Source organism: Methylotenera sp. (assembly GCF_036401095.1).
Classification (GTDB): domain Bacteria; phylum Pseudomonadota; class Gammaproteobacteria; order Burkholderiales; family Methylophilaceae; genus Methylotenera.
On record NZ_DASWWA010000001.1, the window covers coordinates 1 to 16,489 of the forward strand.

14 protein-coding genes and 1 pseudogene are annotated in these 16,489 nt (G+C 41.4%); 9 read left to right on the forward strand and 6 right to left on the reverse strand.

Going from position 1 to position 16,489, the window contains the following annotated elements:
* The 4 genes and pseudogenes from VGD82_RS00005 to dnaA all read right to left on the reverse strand — a co-directional run.
* A pseudogene (locus tag VGD82_RS00005) lies at positions 1-193 on the reverse strand (LexA family transcriptional regulator); the annotation flags it as partial.
* A 570-nt stretch (positions 194-763) separates the two neighbouring features.
* Complete coding sequence (gene gyrB / locus VGD82_RS00010; protein WP_331018436.1) at positions 764-3,181, reverse strand: DNA topoisomerase (ATP-hydrolyzing) subunit B; 2,418 nt, start codon at positions 3,179-3,181, stop codon at positions 764-766.
* Positions 3,182-3,270: 89 nt separating this feature from the next.
* Positions 3,271-4,371: a DNA polymerase III subunit beta gene (gene dnaN / locus VGD82_RS00015; RefSeq protein ID WP_135276535.1), complete on the reverse strand. Its 1,101-nt coding sequence runs from the start codon at positions 4,369-4,371 to the stop codon at positions 3,271-3,273.
* Between the two features lie 248 nt (positions 4,372-4,619).
* Positions 4,620-6,041 carry a chromosomal replication initiator protein DnaA gene (gene dnaA, locus VGD82_RS00020; protein WP_331018437.1) on the reverse strand — a complete coding sequence of 474 codons (1,422 nt, stop codon included), beginning with the start codon at positions 6,039-6,041 and terminating at the stop codon, positions 4,620-4,622.
* A 328-nt stretch (positions 6,042-6,369) separates the two neighbouring features.
* Between dnaA and rpmH the strand changes: the two genes are divergently transcribed.
* From rpmH to mnmE, 5 genes are all read left to right on the forward strand, one after another.
* A complete protein-coding gene (gene rpmH, locus VGD82_RS00025) occupies positions 6,370-6,504 on the forward strand; it encodes a 50S ribosomal protein L34 (RefSeq protein WP_015833284.1) in 135 nt (44 codons plus the stop codon).
* Positions 6,505-6,571: 67 nt separating this feature from the next.
* Positions 6,572-6,982 (forward strand): ribonuclease P protein component, encoded by a 411-nt coding sequence (gene rnpA / locus VGD82_RS00030; RefSeq protein ID WP_331018438.1) that lies wholly within the window; start codon positions 6,572-6,574, stop codon positions 6,980-6,982.
* Positions 6,983-7,031: 49 nt separating this feature from the next.
* Positions 7,032-7,241: a membrane protein insertion efficiency factor YidD gene (yidD, locus tag VGD82_RS00035; protein ID WP_331018439.1), complete on the forward strand. Its 210-nt coding sequence runs from the start codon at positions 7,032-7,034 to the stop codon at positions 7,239-7,241.
* Between the two features lie 54 nt (positions 7,242-7,295).
* Positions 7,296-8,939: a membrane protein insertase YidC gene (gene yidC / locus VGD82_RS00040; protein WP_331018440.1), complete on the forward strand. Its 1,644-nt coding sequence runs from the start codon at positions 7,296-7,298 to the stop codon at positions 8,937-8,939.
* Complete coding sequence (gene mnmE / locus VGD82_RS00045; RefSeq protein ID WP_331018441.1) at positions 8,926-10,275, forward strand: tRNA uridine-5-carboxymethylaminomethyl(34) synthesis GTPase MnmE; 1,350 nt, start codon at positions 8,926-8,928, stop codon at positions 10,273-10,275. The genes yidC and mnmE overlap by 14 nt, the downstream gene beginning before the upstream one ends.
* 112 nt (positions 10,276-10,387) lie before the next feature.
* Here the strand turns inward: mnmE and VGD82_RS00050 are convergent, their stop codons facing one another.
* Entirely contained in the window at positions 10,388-10,723 is a 336-nt protein-coding gene (locus VGD82_RS00050) for a YegP family protein (RefSeq protein ID WP_331018442.1), read from the reverse strand.
* 539 nt (positions 10,724-11,262) lie between these two features.
* On the reverse strand, positions 11,263-11,712 hold the full coding sequence (locus VGD82_RS00055; protein WP_209308729.1) for a DUF1924 domain-containing protein: 450 nt from the start codon (positions 11,710-11,712) through the stop codon (positions 11,263-11,265).
* Between the two features lie 279 nt (positions 11,713-11,991).
* Between VGD82_RS00055 and mnmG the strand changes: the two genes are divergently transcribed.
* The 4 genes from mnmG to VGD82_RS00075 all read left to right on the forward strand — a co-directional run bounded on the left by mnmG (position 11,992) and on the right by VGD82_RS00075 (position 16,336).
* Positions 11,992-13,911, forward strand: coding sequence for a tRNA uridine-5-carboxymethylaminomethyl(34) synthesis enzyme MnmG (gene mnmG / locus VGD82_RS00060; protein WP_331018443.1), 1,920 nt, complete (start codon positions 11,992-11,994; stop codon positions 13,909-13,911).
* Positions 13,908-14,585, forward strand: coding sequence for a 16S rRNA (guanine(527)-N(7))-methyltransferase RsmG (rsmG, locus tag VGD82_RS00065; protein ID WP_331018444.1), 678 nt, complete (start codon positions 13,908-13,910; stop codon positions 14,583-14,585). Before mnmG ends, rsmG begins: the two co-directional genes overlap by 4 nt.
* A 72-nt stretch (positions 14,586-14,657) precedes the next feature.
* A complete protein-coding gene (locus VGD82_RS00070; RefSeq protein WP_331018445.1) occupies positions 14,658-15,422 on the forward strand; it encodes an AAA family ATPase in 765 nt (254 codons plus the stop codon).
* Positions 15,423-15,472: 50 nt separating this feature from the next.
* The gene (locus VGD82_RS00075; RefSeq protein WP_331018446.1) at positions 15,473-16,336 is read left to right on the forward strand and encodes a ParB/RepB/Spo0J family partition protein; all 864 of its coding nucleotides are present in this window, start codon (positions 15,473-15,475) and stop codon (positions 16,334-16,336) included.
* Positions 16,337-16,489: the final 153 nt, after the last annotated feature.

Genomic DNA, 16,489 nt, shown 5'->3' on the forward strand with positions numbered 1-16,489 from the left:
TGTCCGGGGCAATCTCCAGAAACCCCATCAATTTCAAGCGAGCTACCAATTGGGCAACCGTATTTTTTGATTTCACGTTTAACAGCGTTTGCATGTAGCTGTAACTTGGCAACGAGCGATAGCTAGAAAAGTAGTCTCTTAACTGTCCCAGTTTTTCAATATCAGATTCATGCACTTTATTGAAATCAGTCATGTGGAATATCCTATATTTAGGTATAACTATCATTAAAAAGAACGTTTGTTCTCATTATCAATCGAATTGTTCATAATGACAAGCCAATCTATCACTTCCTATTTACTTTTCCAAGGTATCTGCAGGCTTTCCATCAAACCGCTGAAGCGAACATAGATGAAGATTGGATACAAATGATTATTTAATTGATCAAAAAGATGCAACTCTCTTTGTGACCATCAAAAACTCCCGATGGTAGATGTTGGTTAGTTGCCTAGTGACAAAGCTGTAGTGACTCGCTCAATGACTGCCAAGGTAGTAGATGCCGTACTTGCTGGCATTAATGGTGAATTTATAATTAAAAGATTAGGGGAAACATACTCTACGTACTGGTAAATCTAGAAAATACTAGAAAAAACCTGCTAAAGCTTAAGAGTTTTTTTGTATAGATTTAAGAAAAGCCCTTACGGGCTTTTCTTTTTATGATGAAAGACTATATAAACTTTCCGCGTCTTCAATATGAAATAAAACTATTACCAGCAAAATCTAGACTTTTGAGAAAAATCTAGAAATCAGTGAGAACCTACAAACTTAAACATCTAAATTACCCACTCCTAGCGCATTATTTTCAATAAATGCGCGTCTAGGTTCAACATTATCGCCCATCAGGGTTGTGAATATCTCGTCTGCGGCAATCGCATCATCAATTTGTACTTTGAGTAAACGACGCACTTTCGGATCCATGGTGGTTTCCCATAACTGCTCTGGGTTCATTTCGCCAAGACCTTTATAGCGTTGAATATTCAGTGTATTTTTCGCTTCACCCTGCAGCCAATCCAATGCCTGTTTGAACGTAGATACGGTTTGCTCTTTTTCGTTACGTTTAACGATGGCCCCTACACCCACTAAACCGTTGAGCATATTTGAGGTTTTTAGCAATTGTCTGTAATCACCACTGTTTAAAAACTCAGCATTAATCACGCAGCATTGTAGGTTGCCGTGTACGTATTTGTTAATTTCCAAGCGGTAAGCGTTAGTTTCTGCGTCAAATGCGACAATTACTTCACTTCCAACTGCGCCTAAGATAGGGCGTAATTTTTCAGCGATCGCATTTGCACTAGCTTCTGTACTTAAATCAATTGCACCTGCATCCTGAATCGCACGTAGGACGCTCTCGTCATACAGTGAGGCAATACGGCGAATTACCGCTTCTGTCAGAACAACTTGCTTGGCAATTTCAGATAAAGCCTCGTCTTTTAAGGTGCCAGCATTGGTTTTTGTGTCTAACTCGGCATTTTTCAGCGCAGATTGCAGTAGGTAAATATCTAACTCCTGCTCATCTTTGAGGTAACGTTCATCCCTACCCTGTTTTACTTTGTAGAGCGGAGGTTGCGCAATGTAAATATGGCCACGCTCCACTAGCTCTGTCATTTGACGGTAGAAGAATGTGAGTAACAGTGTACGAATATGTGCACCATCAACGTCAGCATCGGTCATGATAATAATACGGTGATAACGCAATTTTTCAGCACTAAAATCCGCTTTTCCAATGCTGGTGCCCAGCGCTGTAATCAGCGTTGCAATCTCTTGTGAACCTAGTAGCTTATCAAAACGTGCCTTTTCTACGTTCAAAATTTTACCTTTTAGCGGCAAAATCGCCTGATTTTTACGATCACGCCCTTGTTTGGCAGAACCACCCGCAGAGTCACCCTCGACTAGGTAAATTTCACAAAGTGCCGGGTCTTTTTCTTGGCAATCTGCCAACTTACCAGGCAGACCCATAGTATCCATTACCCCTTTGCGGCGAGTAATCTCACGGGCTTTACGTGCTGCTTCCCTAGCACGTGCTGCTTCTACGACTTTGCCGCAGATAATTTTGGCATCAGCTGGGTTTTCTTGTAAAAACTCAGCCAATTTTGCCGCAACAACCTCAGACACCACTGGCTGCACTTCACTAGAGACCAGTTTATCTTTGGTTTGAGATGAAAATTTAGGGTCAGGTACTTTTACTGATAGTACGCAGGTAATCCCTTCGCGCATATCATCGCCGGTTGTTTCTACTTTTGCCTTTTTAGCCAGTTCACTTTGTTCAATATACTGGTTTAAAGTACGAGTCATTGCTGTGCGTAGGCCTGTTAAGTGAGTGCCGCCATCGCGCTGTGGAATATTATTGGTAAAACATTGCACGGTTTCACTGTATGAATCGTTCCATTGCATCGCAACTTCAATGGTCATGCCATCTTTTTCGCCTGATGCATAAAACGTTTTAGGATGTAGCACCGTTTTACTGCGGTTCATATACTCCACAAAGCCTTTGATGCCGCCGGAATAAGCAAAGTTTTCACTTTTGCCTGTGCGTTGGTCAATCAATTCAATTTTTACGCCATTATTCAAGAATGACAGCTCACGAATACGCTTAGCTAAAATTTCAAAATGGTATTCAACCAACATAAAGGTTTCTACTGAAGCTAAAAAGTGTACTTCTGTGCCCTTTTTATCCGTTACGCCTGTTTCAGCAAGAGGTGCAACCGCCTCGCCGCGACGGAACTCCATTTGATGTACTTTACCGTTGCGGTAAATTTTTAGTTTTAGCCAATCTGACAACGCATTAACCACAGATACGCCAACGCCATGCAAACCACCAGACACTTTGTAAGAGTTTTGGTCAAACTTACCGCCTGCATGGAGTTCCGTCATCACAATTTCAGCAGCTGAACGTTTTACTGCTTTGATGTCGTCATATTTAATATCTGTAGGAATACCACGGCCATTATCAGCAACACTTACCGAGTTATCTGGATGAATAATCACTTTAATATCATCGCAATGACCAGCTAATGCTTCATCAATAGCATTATCCAGCACCTCAAACACCATATGGTGCAAGCCTGAACCATCTGATGTATCACCGATATACATACCCGGGCGCTTACGTACAGCATCTAAGCCCTCCAATATTTTAATACTGGATGAATCGTAATCTGGTGATATTGCGTTGTTTTCACTCATACTTATTTTCTTTACTTTAAAGTTATCTTTAAATTTAATATTTTTTTGGATATAAAAATACTAAAGCTTTGTTTCACGTGAAACACTGGTTAGATGCGCATTGGCATCACAACATATTTGTAATCTGGGTTATTCGGCAAGGTAATCAAGCAGCTACTATTTGCATCAGCAAATGAGAAAGTTACTTGTTCGCTATTGGTATTGTTAAGTACATCAATGAGATAGGTGACATTAAAGCCAATATCCAGCGTATCACTACCGTAAGCGATTTCTAATTCTTCTTCAGCTTCTTCCTGATCGCTGTTTGTACTAATTAATTTCAAATTATTATTACTTAATACCATGCGAATACCGCGATATTTTTCATTCGATAAAATAGATGCGCGTTGCATTGCTAACAGTACACCTAAACGTTCAGTGGTAAATGTATTTTGATGACCTGTAGGGATTACTCGGTTGTAATCTGGAAACTTGCCATCAATTACTTTAGAAATCAGTCTAATATTACCAAAACTAAAGTTAACTTGGTTATTAGCAATCTCTACATTCACATCTTCTTCACTATCATCTAACAGTTTAATCAACTCAATTACTGTCTTACGAGGCAAGATAACATCTTGTTTTTCATAGTTTTCTTTTAATTCTGTTGATGTGAAACTCAACCGATGGCCATCAGTACCTACAATATTTAAACGGTTAGCAACCACCTCAACTAACAAGCCATTTAAGTAATAACGAATGTCTTGTTGCGCCATCGCAAATTCTACTTGTTTCAGTAATTCTTTTAACTGTCTTTGCGGAATAGTAATTACCGTACCTTGTGACTGCGTTTTAGTCATGACCGGATAGTCAGCAGCAGGTAATGTTTGTAGATTAAAACGGCTCTTACCTGCTTTAACTGTAATACGACTGTCATTAGTCGCCATATTGATATCAGAGTTATCAGGTAATGATCTGCAAATATCTAATAATTTTTTAGCTGAAATGGTAGTTGAAAAATCATTAGTAGTTGCGCTGTCCACAGATAATGAAATTTGCATTTCTAAATCAGTTGCCGTGAGGTGAATTTTGTTTTGTTTAGTTTCAAGTAATAAGTTAGACAAAATAGGTAGCGTATGTCTTTTTTCTACAATGCTTGTAACTGAAGTTAACGGTTTTAATAACGTTTCACGGTTGATTTGTATATTCATCTCTATAACCTAAATAATATATATATAAAATAATAACAATAATAATGTTGCATTTTTTTGTGCATAACTACTTTTTGTTTAATATTTTCAATAGCTTGCAACAATTTTTTTTATCTTGGTAAAAACATAATCTACTGTGGGTCAATTGTTGATTAAATTTCCAAAATTTCTTAATCACAACCTTTTGCTAATTTTATCCACAACTTATCCTTAACCCCATTGAAGAAAATTTAGCTGATTCTTACTGTTTAATCTCTAATTACCTGTACTAAAAACCCTATATCTCTGGCAATTGTTGCGTCATTTTGTCTTAATAAATCAATCTCATCACATGCATGCATTACTGTAGTGTGATGTCTGCCACCAAATGCCTCTCCAATTTCAGGGAAGCTATGGTTAGTCAACTCACGTGATAATGCCATGGCAATTTGTCTGGGACGTGCAAAATTACGTGTTCTTTTTTTGCTATACATCTCTGCTACTTTAATCTTGTAGTAGTCAGCAACTGTCTTCTGGATGTTTTCCATCGTCACTTGGCGGCCACGTACCGCTATTAAGTCACGTAGTGCGTCTTTAGCGAGATGTACGTCAATGGCGTGGCCCGTGAACTTAGACATCGCAATAATGCGGTTTAAGGCACCTTCCAATTCGCGTACGCTAGATCTAATTTGCTTAGCGATAAAAAATGCAACATCCTCAGGCAGGTTAAGATTTACTGCCTCTGCCTTTTTAAGCAAAATCGCTACGCGCATTTCTAGTTCTGGCGGCTCAACTGCAACGGTTAAACCCCAGCTAAAGCGTGTTCTTAAACGTTCATCTACGTCGGCAATTTCTTTAGGGTAAGTATCGCAAGTAATAACAATTTGTTTTTTTGCTTCAATTAGTGAGTTAAACGCATAGAAAAATTCTTCTTGTGTGCGTGTTTTTTTAGCAAAAAACTGAATATCGTCGATTAGCAATAAATCAAGAGAGTGGTATTGGCGTTTAAACTCATCAAACGCTTTATGTTCATAGGCTTTAACTACATCAGATACATAGCGCTCAGCATGCAAGTATCGAATTTTTGCATCTGGGTTATGTAGTCTTAATTCGTTACCGATTGCCTGTAGTAAGTGGGTTTTACCTAAACCTACACCACCATAGATAAATAATGGGTTATAAGCGCTGCCTGGATTCTCAGCTACTTGTATCGCTGCCGCGCGTGCTAATTGGTTAGCGCGACCTGTTACATAATTATTAAAATTGAATGTAGGGTTTAAATTTGAAGTATCTACGTTTTTATTAGCAGTGCCTGTGGTTTTTTTAGTCTTGGCTAATACTTCACTTAAATTTTGCTTGATACTCTCTGACTTAATTTCATTCACTGCTATTTTATTTTCAGTAGCTACTTTAGCAACAGGTTTTTTAACTGGCTCATCAGCGTTGGCTTTGGTCGCGGCATCGCCGAGTACTAATTCAATTTGAATATTAGGCTTGAGCTCTTCCGCAAATTGTTCAATTTTTTTCAGAAATCGATCTTTAACCCATTGCATCACAAAGCGGTTAGGCGCAAAGATGCGCACAGCATCACCGTTAACTTCGGTATGCAGCGGTTTGATCCAAGTATTGAATTGTTGTGCTGAAAGTTCTTTCTGAAATTTAGAAAGACAAGCAGGCCAAAAATTTTCCATCTGTAGTGATATACCTTAGTTTGTACAGTTATTTTTAACTAACGTATTGAAATAACAACGATTGTATGAATGATTAACTTATTGTTTTTATTTTATTTTTTGGTAAAATTGCGTACAACTAAACGCTAATCTATCCACTGCATTTTAGCTGGTTTATCACAACTTATCCACAGCCATTTTCAAAATTAACGAATAAAATTTTTATAAATTAAAACTGATAATAATTAAAAAGTTAGCTTGATTAATAAAAGTAAATAAACGTTGACAAAACACTGTGTTATCGGGTCTAATAGCGCCCTTTGTAGCATTTTGCTCGTCGGAGATTCACATGAAACGTACATATCAACCTTCTAAAACACGTCGCGCACGTACACATGGCTTTTTAGTTCGTATGAAAACTAAAGGTGGTCGCGCTGTTATTGCTGCTCGTCGCGCTAAAGGTCGTTCACGCTTAGGTCTATAAGTTAGTAACGCCATTGGCGTTACTTTCGCTGTATGTGTCAGTTTAATTACAGTAAAAACTTAATATAGTGCGCACGCTTAGGTTTACGAAAAAAGCTAAGCTTATTAAAACGGATGAATTTTCATCCGTTTTTAATTTCCGCAAACGTATTTTTGCACAGTATTTAGCAGTGCACTATCAACCTAATAGTTTAGGTCACGCTCGCCTAGGTTTAGTGGTTGGCAAAAAGACGGCGAAGTCGTCAGTACACAGAAACTACATGCGGCGTGTGTTGCGCGAGTTTTTTCGCCTGCATCAACATAGCATTAACCCTCTAGATTTGGTGGTGCGCGTGCAGAAAAAATTCAATAAAAAAGACTTTTTATCTGTAGTGCAAGAGTTTGATTCTTTGCTGAGTAAGATTAATCTACGTACCTCATTAAATTCACAGCAAAACAACAGCAATGCTTCACCATTAAAAGGTAATCAGCCTTTATAATGCATGATGATAGCTACACTGTGCGCATGATTTTTTTGTGATAACGGCAATGTCGCGTTTATTGATTTGGTTAATTAAGGGATATCAATTAATTTTGAGTCCTTTTTTGGGACAGCAATGCCGCTTTTACCCTACTTGCTCACAATATGCAGTAGAGGCAATTCAAAAGCATGGTGCTGCGCGCGGTACTTATTACATGGTCCACCGATTGTGTCGCTGTCACCCCTGGTGTGAGGGTGGGCATGATCCGGTACCTTAATACCCTCTTTTAAGTTGCATTACTAATATTTATATAGATTGCTTATAAAACAATATGGATACAAGACGTTTAGTATTATTCGTAATTTTTTCGATGTCTATTTTGATGTTATGGGATGCATGGCAAACTAAACATGCTCCAGCTGCCGTAGCGCCAGTTGCTACTGTAGGCTCAGTTCCTAGCGCAGATGTAGGTGCTGCAGGTGCCATTGATACCCCGGTTGACACTGGGTATGCACTGAAATCAGGCCAAAACATTGCTGTCACCACTGATTTATATAAAATTAACATCAGCACCGTGGGGGGCGATTTACGTAAATTAGAACTACGTAAACACCGTGCAAATAATAGCCAATCTAATTACTTGTTGTTAGATGACGCAGCTAAGCCTATGCTTTATGTAGCGCAAACTGGTTTAATCGGCCAAGACTTACCTACCCACAATACGCTATTCACCAGCACTGCACCAAGCTACCTGATGCAAGATGGTCAAGATAAGCTTGAAGTGCGCTTAAGTGCGGTTAGCAACGGCGTGACAGTCAATAAGGTATACACTTTCCATCGTAATCGCTACGAAATTGACGTTAATTACGAAATTAAAAACGATACAAGCGCTGCTATTACACCAGTTGTTTATTATCAAATCGTGCATGATAGCGAGTCTAATCAAGGCTCTGCCTTAATGCCAACCTTTACCGGCGGTACATACTATACAGAAGCAAGCAAATTTAAAAAGCTTGCATTTAAAGACATGGCGAAAGAGCCATTAAATATCACTTCCAGCGATGGCTGGGTTGGTATTCTGCAGCACTATTTTGTAAGCGCCTGGATTCCTAAAGATGGCTTAGCACGTAAGTTTTATACAGAAAAGCTAAGCAGTAATATTTATAGAATTGGTACTAAAAGTACATTAACTACTATTCAGCCTGGCGCTACTCTTGCTGTGCCTGCCCGTCTCTACTCTGGCCCACAAACCAAGGCTGACTTGATTGCAGCGGCACCAGGCTTGGAATATAGCGTTGACTACGGCTGGTTAACAGTGATTGCATCGCCATTATTCTGGTTATTATCAAAAATTCACTCTTTGGTACAAAACTGGGGTGTAGCAATTATCTTGCTCACTATCTTGATTAAAGCTGCATTCTTTAAACTTTCTGCTTCTGGTTATCGCAGTATGGCGCAAATGCGTGAGTTGGCGCCACGTTTACAGTCTATGAAAGAAAAATTCGGCGATGACCGCCAAAAAATGCAGATAGCAATGATGGATCTCTACAAAAAAGAGAAGATCAACCCTATGGGTGGCTGCTTCCCTATTTTGATTCAAGTTCCTGTTTTTATTGCACTTTATTGGGTGCTGTTGGGTTCTATCGAGTTGCGTCATGCACCGTTCTTCGGCTGGATTCAGGATTTGTCAGCAATTGACCCATTCTATATTTTGCCGATACTCATGGGCGCTACCATGATTGTGCAGACTAAACTTAATCCTAAGCCTACAGACCCTATGCAAGCTAAGGTAATGACTTGGATGCCTGTGGTATTTAGCGTTTTCTTCTTCTTCTTCCCTGCAGGTTTGGTCTTGTATTGGTTGGTTAATAACGTACTTTCTATTGCACAGCAATGGTATGTTAATAAAATGATTCACGCAGAAACCGTTGCGAAAAAACAAAGCCACGTAAAAAAATCAGGTGAACATCACTAACTCCTCAGATACCATTGCCGCCATCGCCACCGCAAGTGGCGCTGGCGGTATTGGCGTAGTAAGGGTATCAGGCCCTTTATCTCAAGCTATTGCGGTCAGTGTGCTCGGGCATTGTCCCAAACCGCGTCACGCAGCTTATCTCGATTTTCAGCAGGCCGATGGCGATTTAATCGATCGCGGCATCGCCATTTTTTACCCTAATCCACACTCCTATACCGGCGAAGACGTGCTTGAGTTGCAAGGCCATGGCGGTACAGCGCTAATGCAAATATTGCTAGCTAGATGTATTGCACTTGGTGCACGCCAAGCTGAGCCGGGTGAGTTTACGCGGCGTGCTTATCTCAATGATAAGATGGATTTAGCGCAGGCAGAGGCGGTTGCTGATGTCATAAATGCTGCCACCATAGAGGCCGCTAAAAGTGCGGTACGCTCATTGTCTGGTGAGTTTTCGGAGCGTATTAATACCCTACTCTCAAAATTAATTGATTTACGCATGTATGTAGAAGCGTGTTTGGATTTTCCTGAAGAAGAAATTGACTTCATTACTCAAGGTCGAGTTGCGGATAAATTAGACGCGATTATTGCTGAGATGCGGTCGGTGTTTGCAAAAGCCAAGCAAGGCAGCTTATTACGAGAAGGTATTAATGTCGTATTGGTTGGTCAGCCTAATGTTGGTAAATCTAGTTTGATGAACCAACTGGCTGGAGAAGAAGTTGCTATTGTCACCTCAATTGCAGGAACGACACGTGACACTATTAAAAATGCGATACAAATTAATGGTGTGCCTTTACATGTGATAGACACCGCCGGCCTGCGTGAAACTGACGATGAAGTAGAAAAATTTGGCATTGCGCGAACTTGGCGAGCCACAGAAACGGCCAATATCGCATTATTATTGGTGGATGCAGCTCATGGTATTACCGAGACGGAAAAATTGATTTTAACTAGGTTGCCGCAAGAAATCCCTAAAATTTGGGTGCATAATAAAATTGATGTGACGCAAGAACCAGCTTTGATTGAAGAAAAAGACCAAGCTACGCATATTTATATTTCTGCAAAAACCGGTGTAGGGATTGATCTGCTAAAAAATCACCTACTGAAATTAGCTGGCTACCAGAATAATGCTGAGGGGGTTTTTATGGCGCGCACCAGGCATATATCTGCATTGACTGAGGTTGCTGAGCATTTAGAATTGGCCGCGAGCCAGATTAAATCTGCAGAATTGGTGGCAGAGGAGTTGCGTTTGGCGCAAGAGGCTTTAAGTACCATTACTGGGGAGTTTTCACCTGATGATTTGTTGGGTGAAATTTTCTCTAAATTCTGTATTGGTAAATAAATTAAGATTCACTTAAGGCAAGCGCTAAGTTGCCATATGCTGTCAAATTAAACATATACAGTTAAGATTGTTGGATAAAAAATAGCGCCTAGATGGCGCTATTTTTTTAATTCTAAGCTGTCAGGTCTGTAATAATTGCTTCTGGACCATTTTTCTTCACAGATTCAATGCCATTGTCACGTGAAGCTTCGCTTTCATATAGCTGGCTCTGGCCAATCACTTGATGATTGCCAGCCTTAAGTACAAAGTATGGCTTATCAGTTTTTGAAACTAAGCGCTCATAGCGGGCGTCATCAGCTGCATTTTTTTGAATTGAGGCGATGCCATTTAGTGCGCTGGCTTTAGTCTCATACATTTCAGACTGCAAGATAATTTGGCCGTTACCTGCCAATAAATTAAAGTGAAATTGACCACTTTTTGCCGTTTTTAATTCAAATTTCCCAGCCATAAAATTCTCCTTAGTATTATTTGTCGGTCTAATCTTAGTTTCTACGCCAATTGCTATATGTACTATAGGCGCGCATGAGTGTGCAAGTCAATACCAATGAGTGATGCTTGTGGGTGTAGTTGGTAAAAAGGTGAATTGTTTCACGTGAAACATAACAATATGCCTGCATGCTACATAGAAAGCCTTATATAAAGTGGTGATTATTTGTTGTTAGCAAGTAAAGTTTGTTATGTATTGTGTTGAGGGTAACTCTGTAATTTGTAGGTGAGTAGCGTTGTATGTGCTTATTTAATAGTGGATGCGGAACGGCGATGACGAGATTTGTTGATTTGCCTGGCCTAGTTTGATGTGTTGTTAGAATTGACTGTTGCTGTTGCTGTTGCTGTTGCTGTTGCTGTTGCTGGTGAGGCTGTGGTAATTGAGCGGTAACAAATTATTTTGTTGTTTTGTTGTAGATTTATTTGGCGCTATAGATGTATGTGGGCGTAAAAAAAGCAGAGTTTCGTAAGAAGCTCTGCTTTTAAATTAACGGTAGCTAATTATTTTTTAGCTGAAGGTGTTCTTTCAGTTAATAGATAGATGATGTAGTTAGCTTTTTCAGCTGCTGTACAATCTGCGCCGATAATTTCATTGCAGTGTTCAGTGAATTTCTCTTCAACTTTTTCAATATCTTTAAAGCGTTTGTTGTTAACTGCAGGTGAAAGTGGCTCGATTGATTTGCCAGTTAGTGCATGTTTACCTGGGTTAGCTGGGTTAGTCGTATGGCATGAAGCACAGGCCATTTCTTTGCCGTTAGGCATTTTGATCTTGCGGTTAAAGAACATCTTACCTTCTGTTACAGAAGATACAAACTCTGGATTAACCGTTTGAGCAATGCCGATGTATTTTTTTGTTAACGCTTCGGCGTTAGTAACATTTGCTTGCGCAGCATGGGCTGTAAGTGAAGCAAAACCTAGTAACGTGGCCAAAATGATATGGGTGTGTTTCACGTGCGACTCCTTAGTAATAAACCAATAAAACCAAATCTTGTTAAAAAAGTATATTGATTGTGATTGTTATAATATGCCTTAATTCTAAACCAATTATAGCTTGCATGATATCGATTAATATGAATTTTATTGCTATTTTGTGAAGAAATTATGACTGTGCGGTAAATTTTGATTGTTTCACGTGAAACATTGATTATAAGTAGCGTTATGCATGACCTAAACTTGAGTTTAAGTTAAACTGCTACCTCTTGAGTAATAACGTTTTTTTGTGATTAAAATATGAATTTTCCTGATATTTTTGATGTGATTGTGGTCGGCGGTGGTCATGCCGGTACTGAGGCGGCGCTTGCGAGTGCAAGAATGGGCCAAAAAACCTTATTGCTCACACATAATATTGAAACCCTAGGCCAAATGTCTTGTAATCCGAGTATTGGTGGTATTGGTAAGGGGCATTTAGTTAAAGAGATTGATGCATTGGGTGGCGCAATGGCGGCCGCTACCGATGAAGGTGGTATCCAGTTTCGCATATTAAACTCAAGTAAAGGCCCTGCTGTACGCGCAACGCGTGCACAAGCGGACCGTGTTTTATATAAAGCGGCGATTCGATATAGGCTGGAAAACCAAGAAAACCTTTGGTTATTCCAGCAGGCGGTAGATGACATTATTTTGGAAGGTGAGCGCGCTGCTGGCGTGGTGACGCAGATTGGTCTGCGTTTTGCTGCAAAATCTGTGGTGTTAACTGCCGGTACGTTCTTGGGTGGCTTGGTACACGTGGGCTTGCAAAATTATCAAGCCGGTCGCGCTGGTGATCCACCTTCTGTTTCGCTGGCAGTACGTTTGCGAGAAATCGGTTTGCCTGCAGGCCGATTGAAAACCGGTACGCCACCGCGTATTGATGGCCGCACCATTGATTATTCTGTGATGACTGAGCAGCCAGGTGATAACCCGGTGCCAGTATTTTCATTTTTAGGTAATGCTGCACAGCACCCTGCACAACTACCCTGCTGGATTACCCATACCAATGAGCGTACACACGATATCATTAGAAGCGGTTTAGATCGTTCACCAATGTATACCGGCGTGATTGAAGGTGTGGGCCCACGCTACTGCCCTAGCGTGGAAGATAAAATTCACCGCTTTGCTGATAAAGAGTCGCATCAAATTTTCCTAGAACCTGAAGGTTTGGCAACAAATGAAATTTACCCGAATGGTATTTCAACCAGTTTGCCTTTTGATATTCAGCTTGCCTTAGTGCGCTCAGTGCGCGGTTTAGAGAATGCGCATATCCTGCGCCCAGGTTATGCAATTGAATATGATTATTATGACCCGCGCGGCTTGAAGTCAAGTTTAGAGACAAAAGCAGTGCAAGGCTTGTTCTTTGCCGGGCAGATTAACGGTACAACCGGATACGAAGAAGCTGCGGCACAAGGTTTGCTGGCTGGTGCCAATGCAGCATTGTATGCGCAAGGTAAAGAGGCATGGTGCCCCGCACGTGATGAAGCCTACTTGGGTGTGTTGGTGGATGATTTAATTACACGTGGCGTAAGTGAGCCCTACCGTATGTTCACTAGCCGTGCAGAATACCGCTTACAGCTGCGCGAAGATAATGCAGATATGCGTTTGACCGAGATTGGAAGAAAGCTTGGCTTGGTGGATGATGTACGCTGGGAAGCATTTAGCCGCAAAAAAGAGGCGATTGAGCGTGAGCAGGAACGTTTGAAAAAAACCTTTGTACAGCCTGCCAACTTGAGTGCGGAAGTTATGCAAACAGTGTTTGGTAAGCCGCTAGAGCATGAATATAGTTTGTTTGAATTATTGCGCCGTCCAGAAGTAAGTTACGATGCCGTGCTTAGCTTGGATGGTTTGGATTTGGGCGAACTAGAGCCAGCCGTGCGTGAGCAGGTGGAAATTGCCGCCAAATACCAAGGCTATATCGATCGTCAGATAGAAGAAGTGGCACGTAGCCGAGGGCAAGAAAATACTTTGTTGCCTAAAGATTTAGATTATCGAGAAATTCATGGTCTGCCGATAGAAGCTCAGCAAAAATTAAATGCGCATAAGCCAGAGACCATAGGTCAGGCTAGTCGTATTTCTGGCATTACACCTGCGGCAATTTCCCTATTGTTGGTTTACTTAAAACGTAAATCACGTGCAAAGAGCTTAGATAATACCAACACTGATATGGGCAATGTAGCATGACGGCCGCTATGCCAAAAAATCTCAAGCAGGACGATCGTGCCCAGTTGCAGGCGAAACTGGAGAGTGGTTTAGATGAGATGGGAATCACCCTGCTTCCTGAGCAAAAGAAAAAGCTACTCGATTACGTTGCGTTAATCTACAAATGGAATCAGGTGCATAACCTGACCGCGGTACGCGAACCTATAGAAATGGTAACGCTGCATATATTAGATAGCTTATCTGTGTTGGCACATATTGAATGTAAACGCTTACTTGATGTTGGTGCAGGTGCCGGCCTGCCGAGCATACCGCTGGCGATTTGCTTGCCAGGGCTACAGGTAACTGCGATTGATGCGGTGCAGAAAAAAGTGAGCTTCATGCGCCAGGTAAAAGCTGAGCTAGGTTTGACAAACTTTACTGTCATTCATGGGCGTATTGAGGAGCAAGCGGTACCAAGCAAAGAGATGCCTGAAATGTTTGATGTCATCATCTCCCGTGCTTTTTCAGAAATCGCGCTGTTTATCAAGCTGACCAAACATTTGCTAGTGGATGGTGGCTCATGGCTAGCGATGAAAGGTGTTATACCTGAGCATGAGTTTAAAAAGAGCAGTATTCAGCCTACAGAAATTCGCCCCTTGAAAGTAGCGGGTTTAGATGCTGAGCGTCATTTAGTGGTGTTAAAGCAAAATAAGTAATTGGGTAACTGAGCAGTTTTGAGTGCCACATCAGGTACACGTGTAATCATTAAAAATGCAAAGAAAAATATAATGAAAATATTGGCAATCACAAATCAAAAAGGTGGTGTAGGTAAAACTACAACTTGCGTCAATTTGGCAGCAAGTCTGGCTAGCTTGGGTAAGCGTGTGTTGTTGATAGATTTGGACCCACAAGGAAATGCAAGTACTGGCAGCGGGATAGATAAAGCGCATCTGAAGTTAAGTATCTATCATGTGCTGATTGGTGAAAAAACATTAAAAGAAGTTGTGGTAACCAGCGAAAAAGGCGGATTTGATATTGCGCCATCAAATCGAGAGTTGGCTGGTGCTGAAGTTGAGCTGGTAAACGAGTTGGCCCGTGAGAATCGCCTCAAAGCAGCAATTGCAAAATTGGGTGATAGTTATGACTTCGTGTTGCTAGATTGCCCCCCTGCCCTCAATTTGGTCACAGTAAATGCGCTCACTGCTGCTAATGCGGTGATGATTCCTATGCAGTGTGAATATTACGCGCTGGAGGGTTTGTCTGATTTGGTGAATACCATCAAAAAAGTGCGCGCGCATTTAAACCCAACTTTAGAAATTGAAGGTTTGCTACGTACGCTGTTTGATAACCGCAATATGTTAGCTCAGCAGGTTTCTGCACAATTAATTAGCCACTTTGGCGATAAGGTCTACAAGACTGTGATTCCGCGCAACATTCGTTTAGCCGAGGCGCCAAGTTATGGCGTACCGGTATTGAATTACGATAAAAGCTCTAAAGGTGCGGTGGCATACATGGAGCTGGCGCAAGAAATTACCAATAGAGAAAGTGTCTAAAGCGGGTTTTAGGCTTTGTCCAAAAAATATAAGTTAAAAGAGAAGCAGATATGGTTAAGTTAAAAGGTTTAGGGCGTGGCCTTGATGCCCTACTCGCTGGGGATATGGGGAGTGTTGGCGAGGCAGATTCGCTCATGATGCTAAAAGTTGAGCAGTTGCGCCCTGGTAAATATCAGCCAAGAAGTTATATGGATGAAGCTGCGCTGAAGACGCTAGCTGACTCAATTAAAGCACAAGGCATTATGCAGCCTATTCTGGTGCGCCAACTGGCGGATGAGCAGTATGAGATTATTGCCGGTGAGCGCCGCTGGCGCGCCAGTCAACGTGCAGGCTTACTCGAAGTGCCGGTACTGGTGCGTGAAATAGCGGACGAGTCAGCATTGGCCATGGCGCTGATTGAAAATATTCAGCGCGAAAATCTGAACCCGCTCGAAGAAGCGCAAGGCATCAAGCGTTTGATTGATGAATTTTCCATGACGCATGAAAAAGCCGCAGAATCCGTTGGACGCTCTCGTGTAGCTGTGTCTAACCTACTACGCTTGCTCACCTTGACCGATGCGGTACAAGAAATGCTGATGCATGGTAAGTTGGATATGGGGCACGCACGTGCGCTGGTTGGGCTGGAAGGCGCGCAGCAAGTAATGTTGGCTGAGCAGATTGTGCATCAGCGCTTGTCAGTGCGTGAAGCGGAGGTGTTGGTTAAAAAGCTGGCTGAGCAACCCGCAACCGCAGCTGCAAAACCAGCACCGGTGGTGAAAGAGGATCAGGATGTAATCAGGCTGCAGGAAACCTTAAGTGATAAGCTCGGTGCCAGTGTGAGCATTAAGGCAAATGCGAATGGTGCCGGCGTGTTGAAAATCAACTACACAAATTTAGATCAGTTAGACGATATTATCAGCAGAATTGCACGCTAAGTGTTTCATTTACTTACAACTTAGCTATTGACTAAAAACCGCTAATAATTCAAAATCGCGGTCTTTGCTACTTCATGGTCTTTGCGTGGCAAAAATAGGTACGTAAAGCCGTGCATGATCAGGCGTTAAATAAGCTTTTAAATTAACTGGATT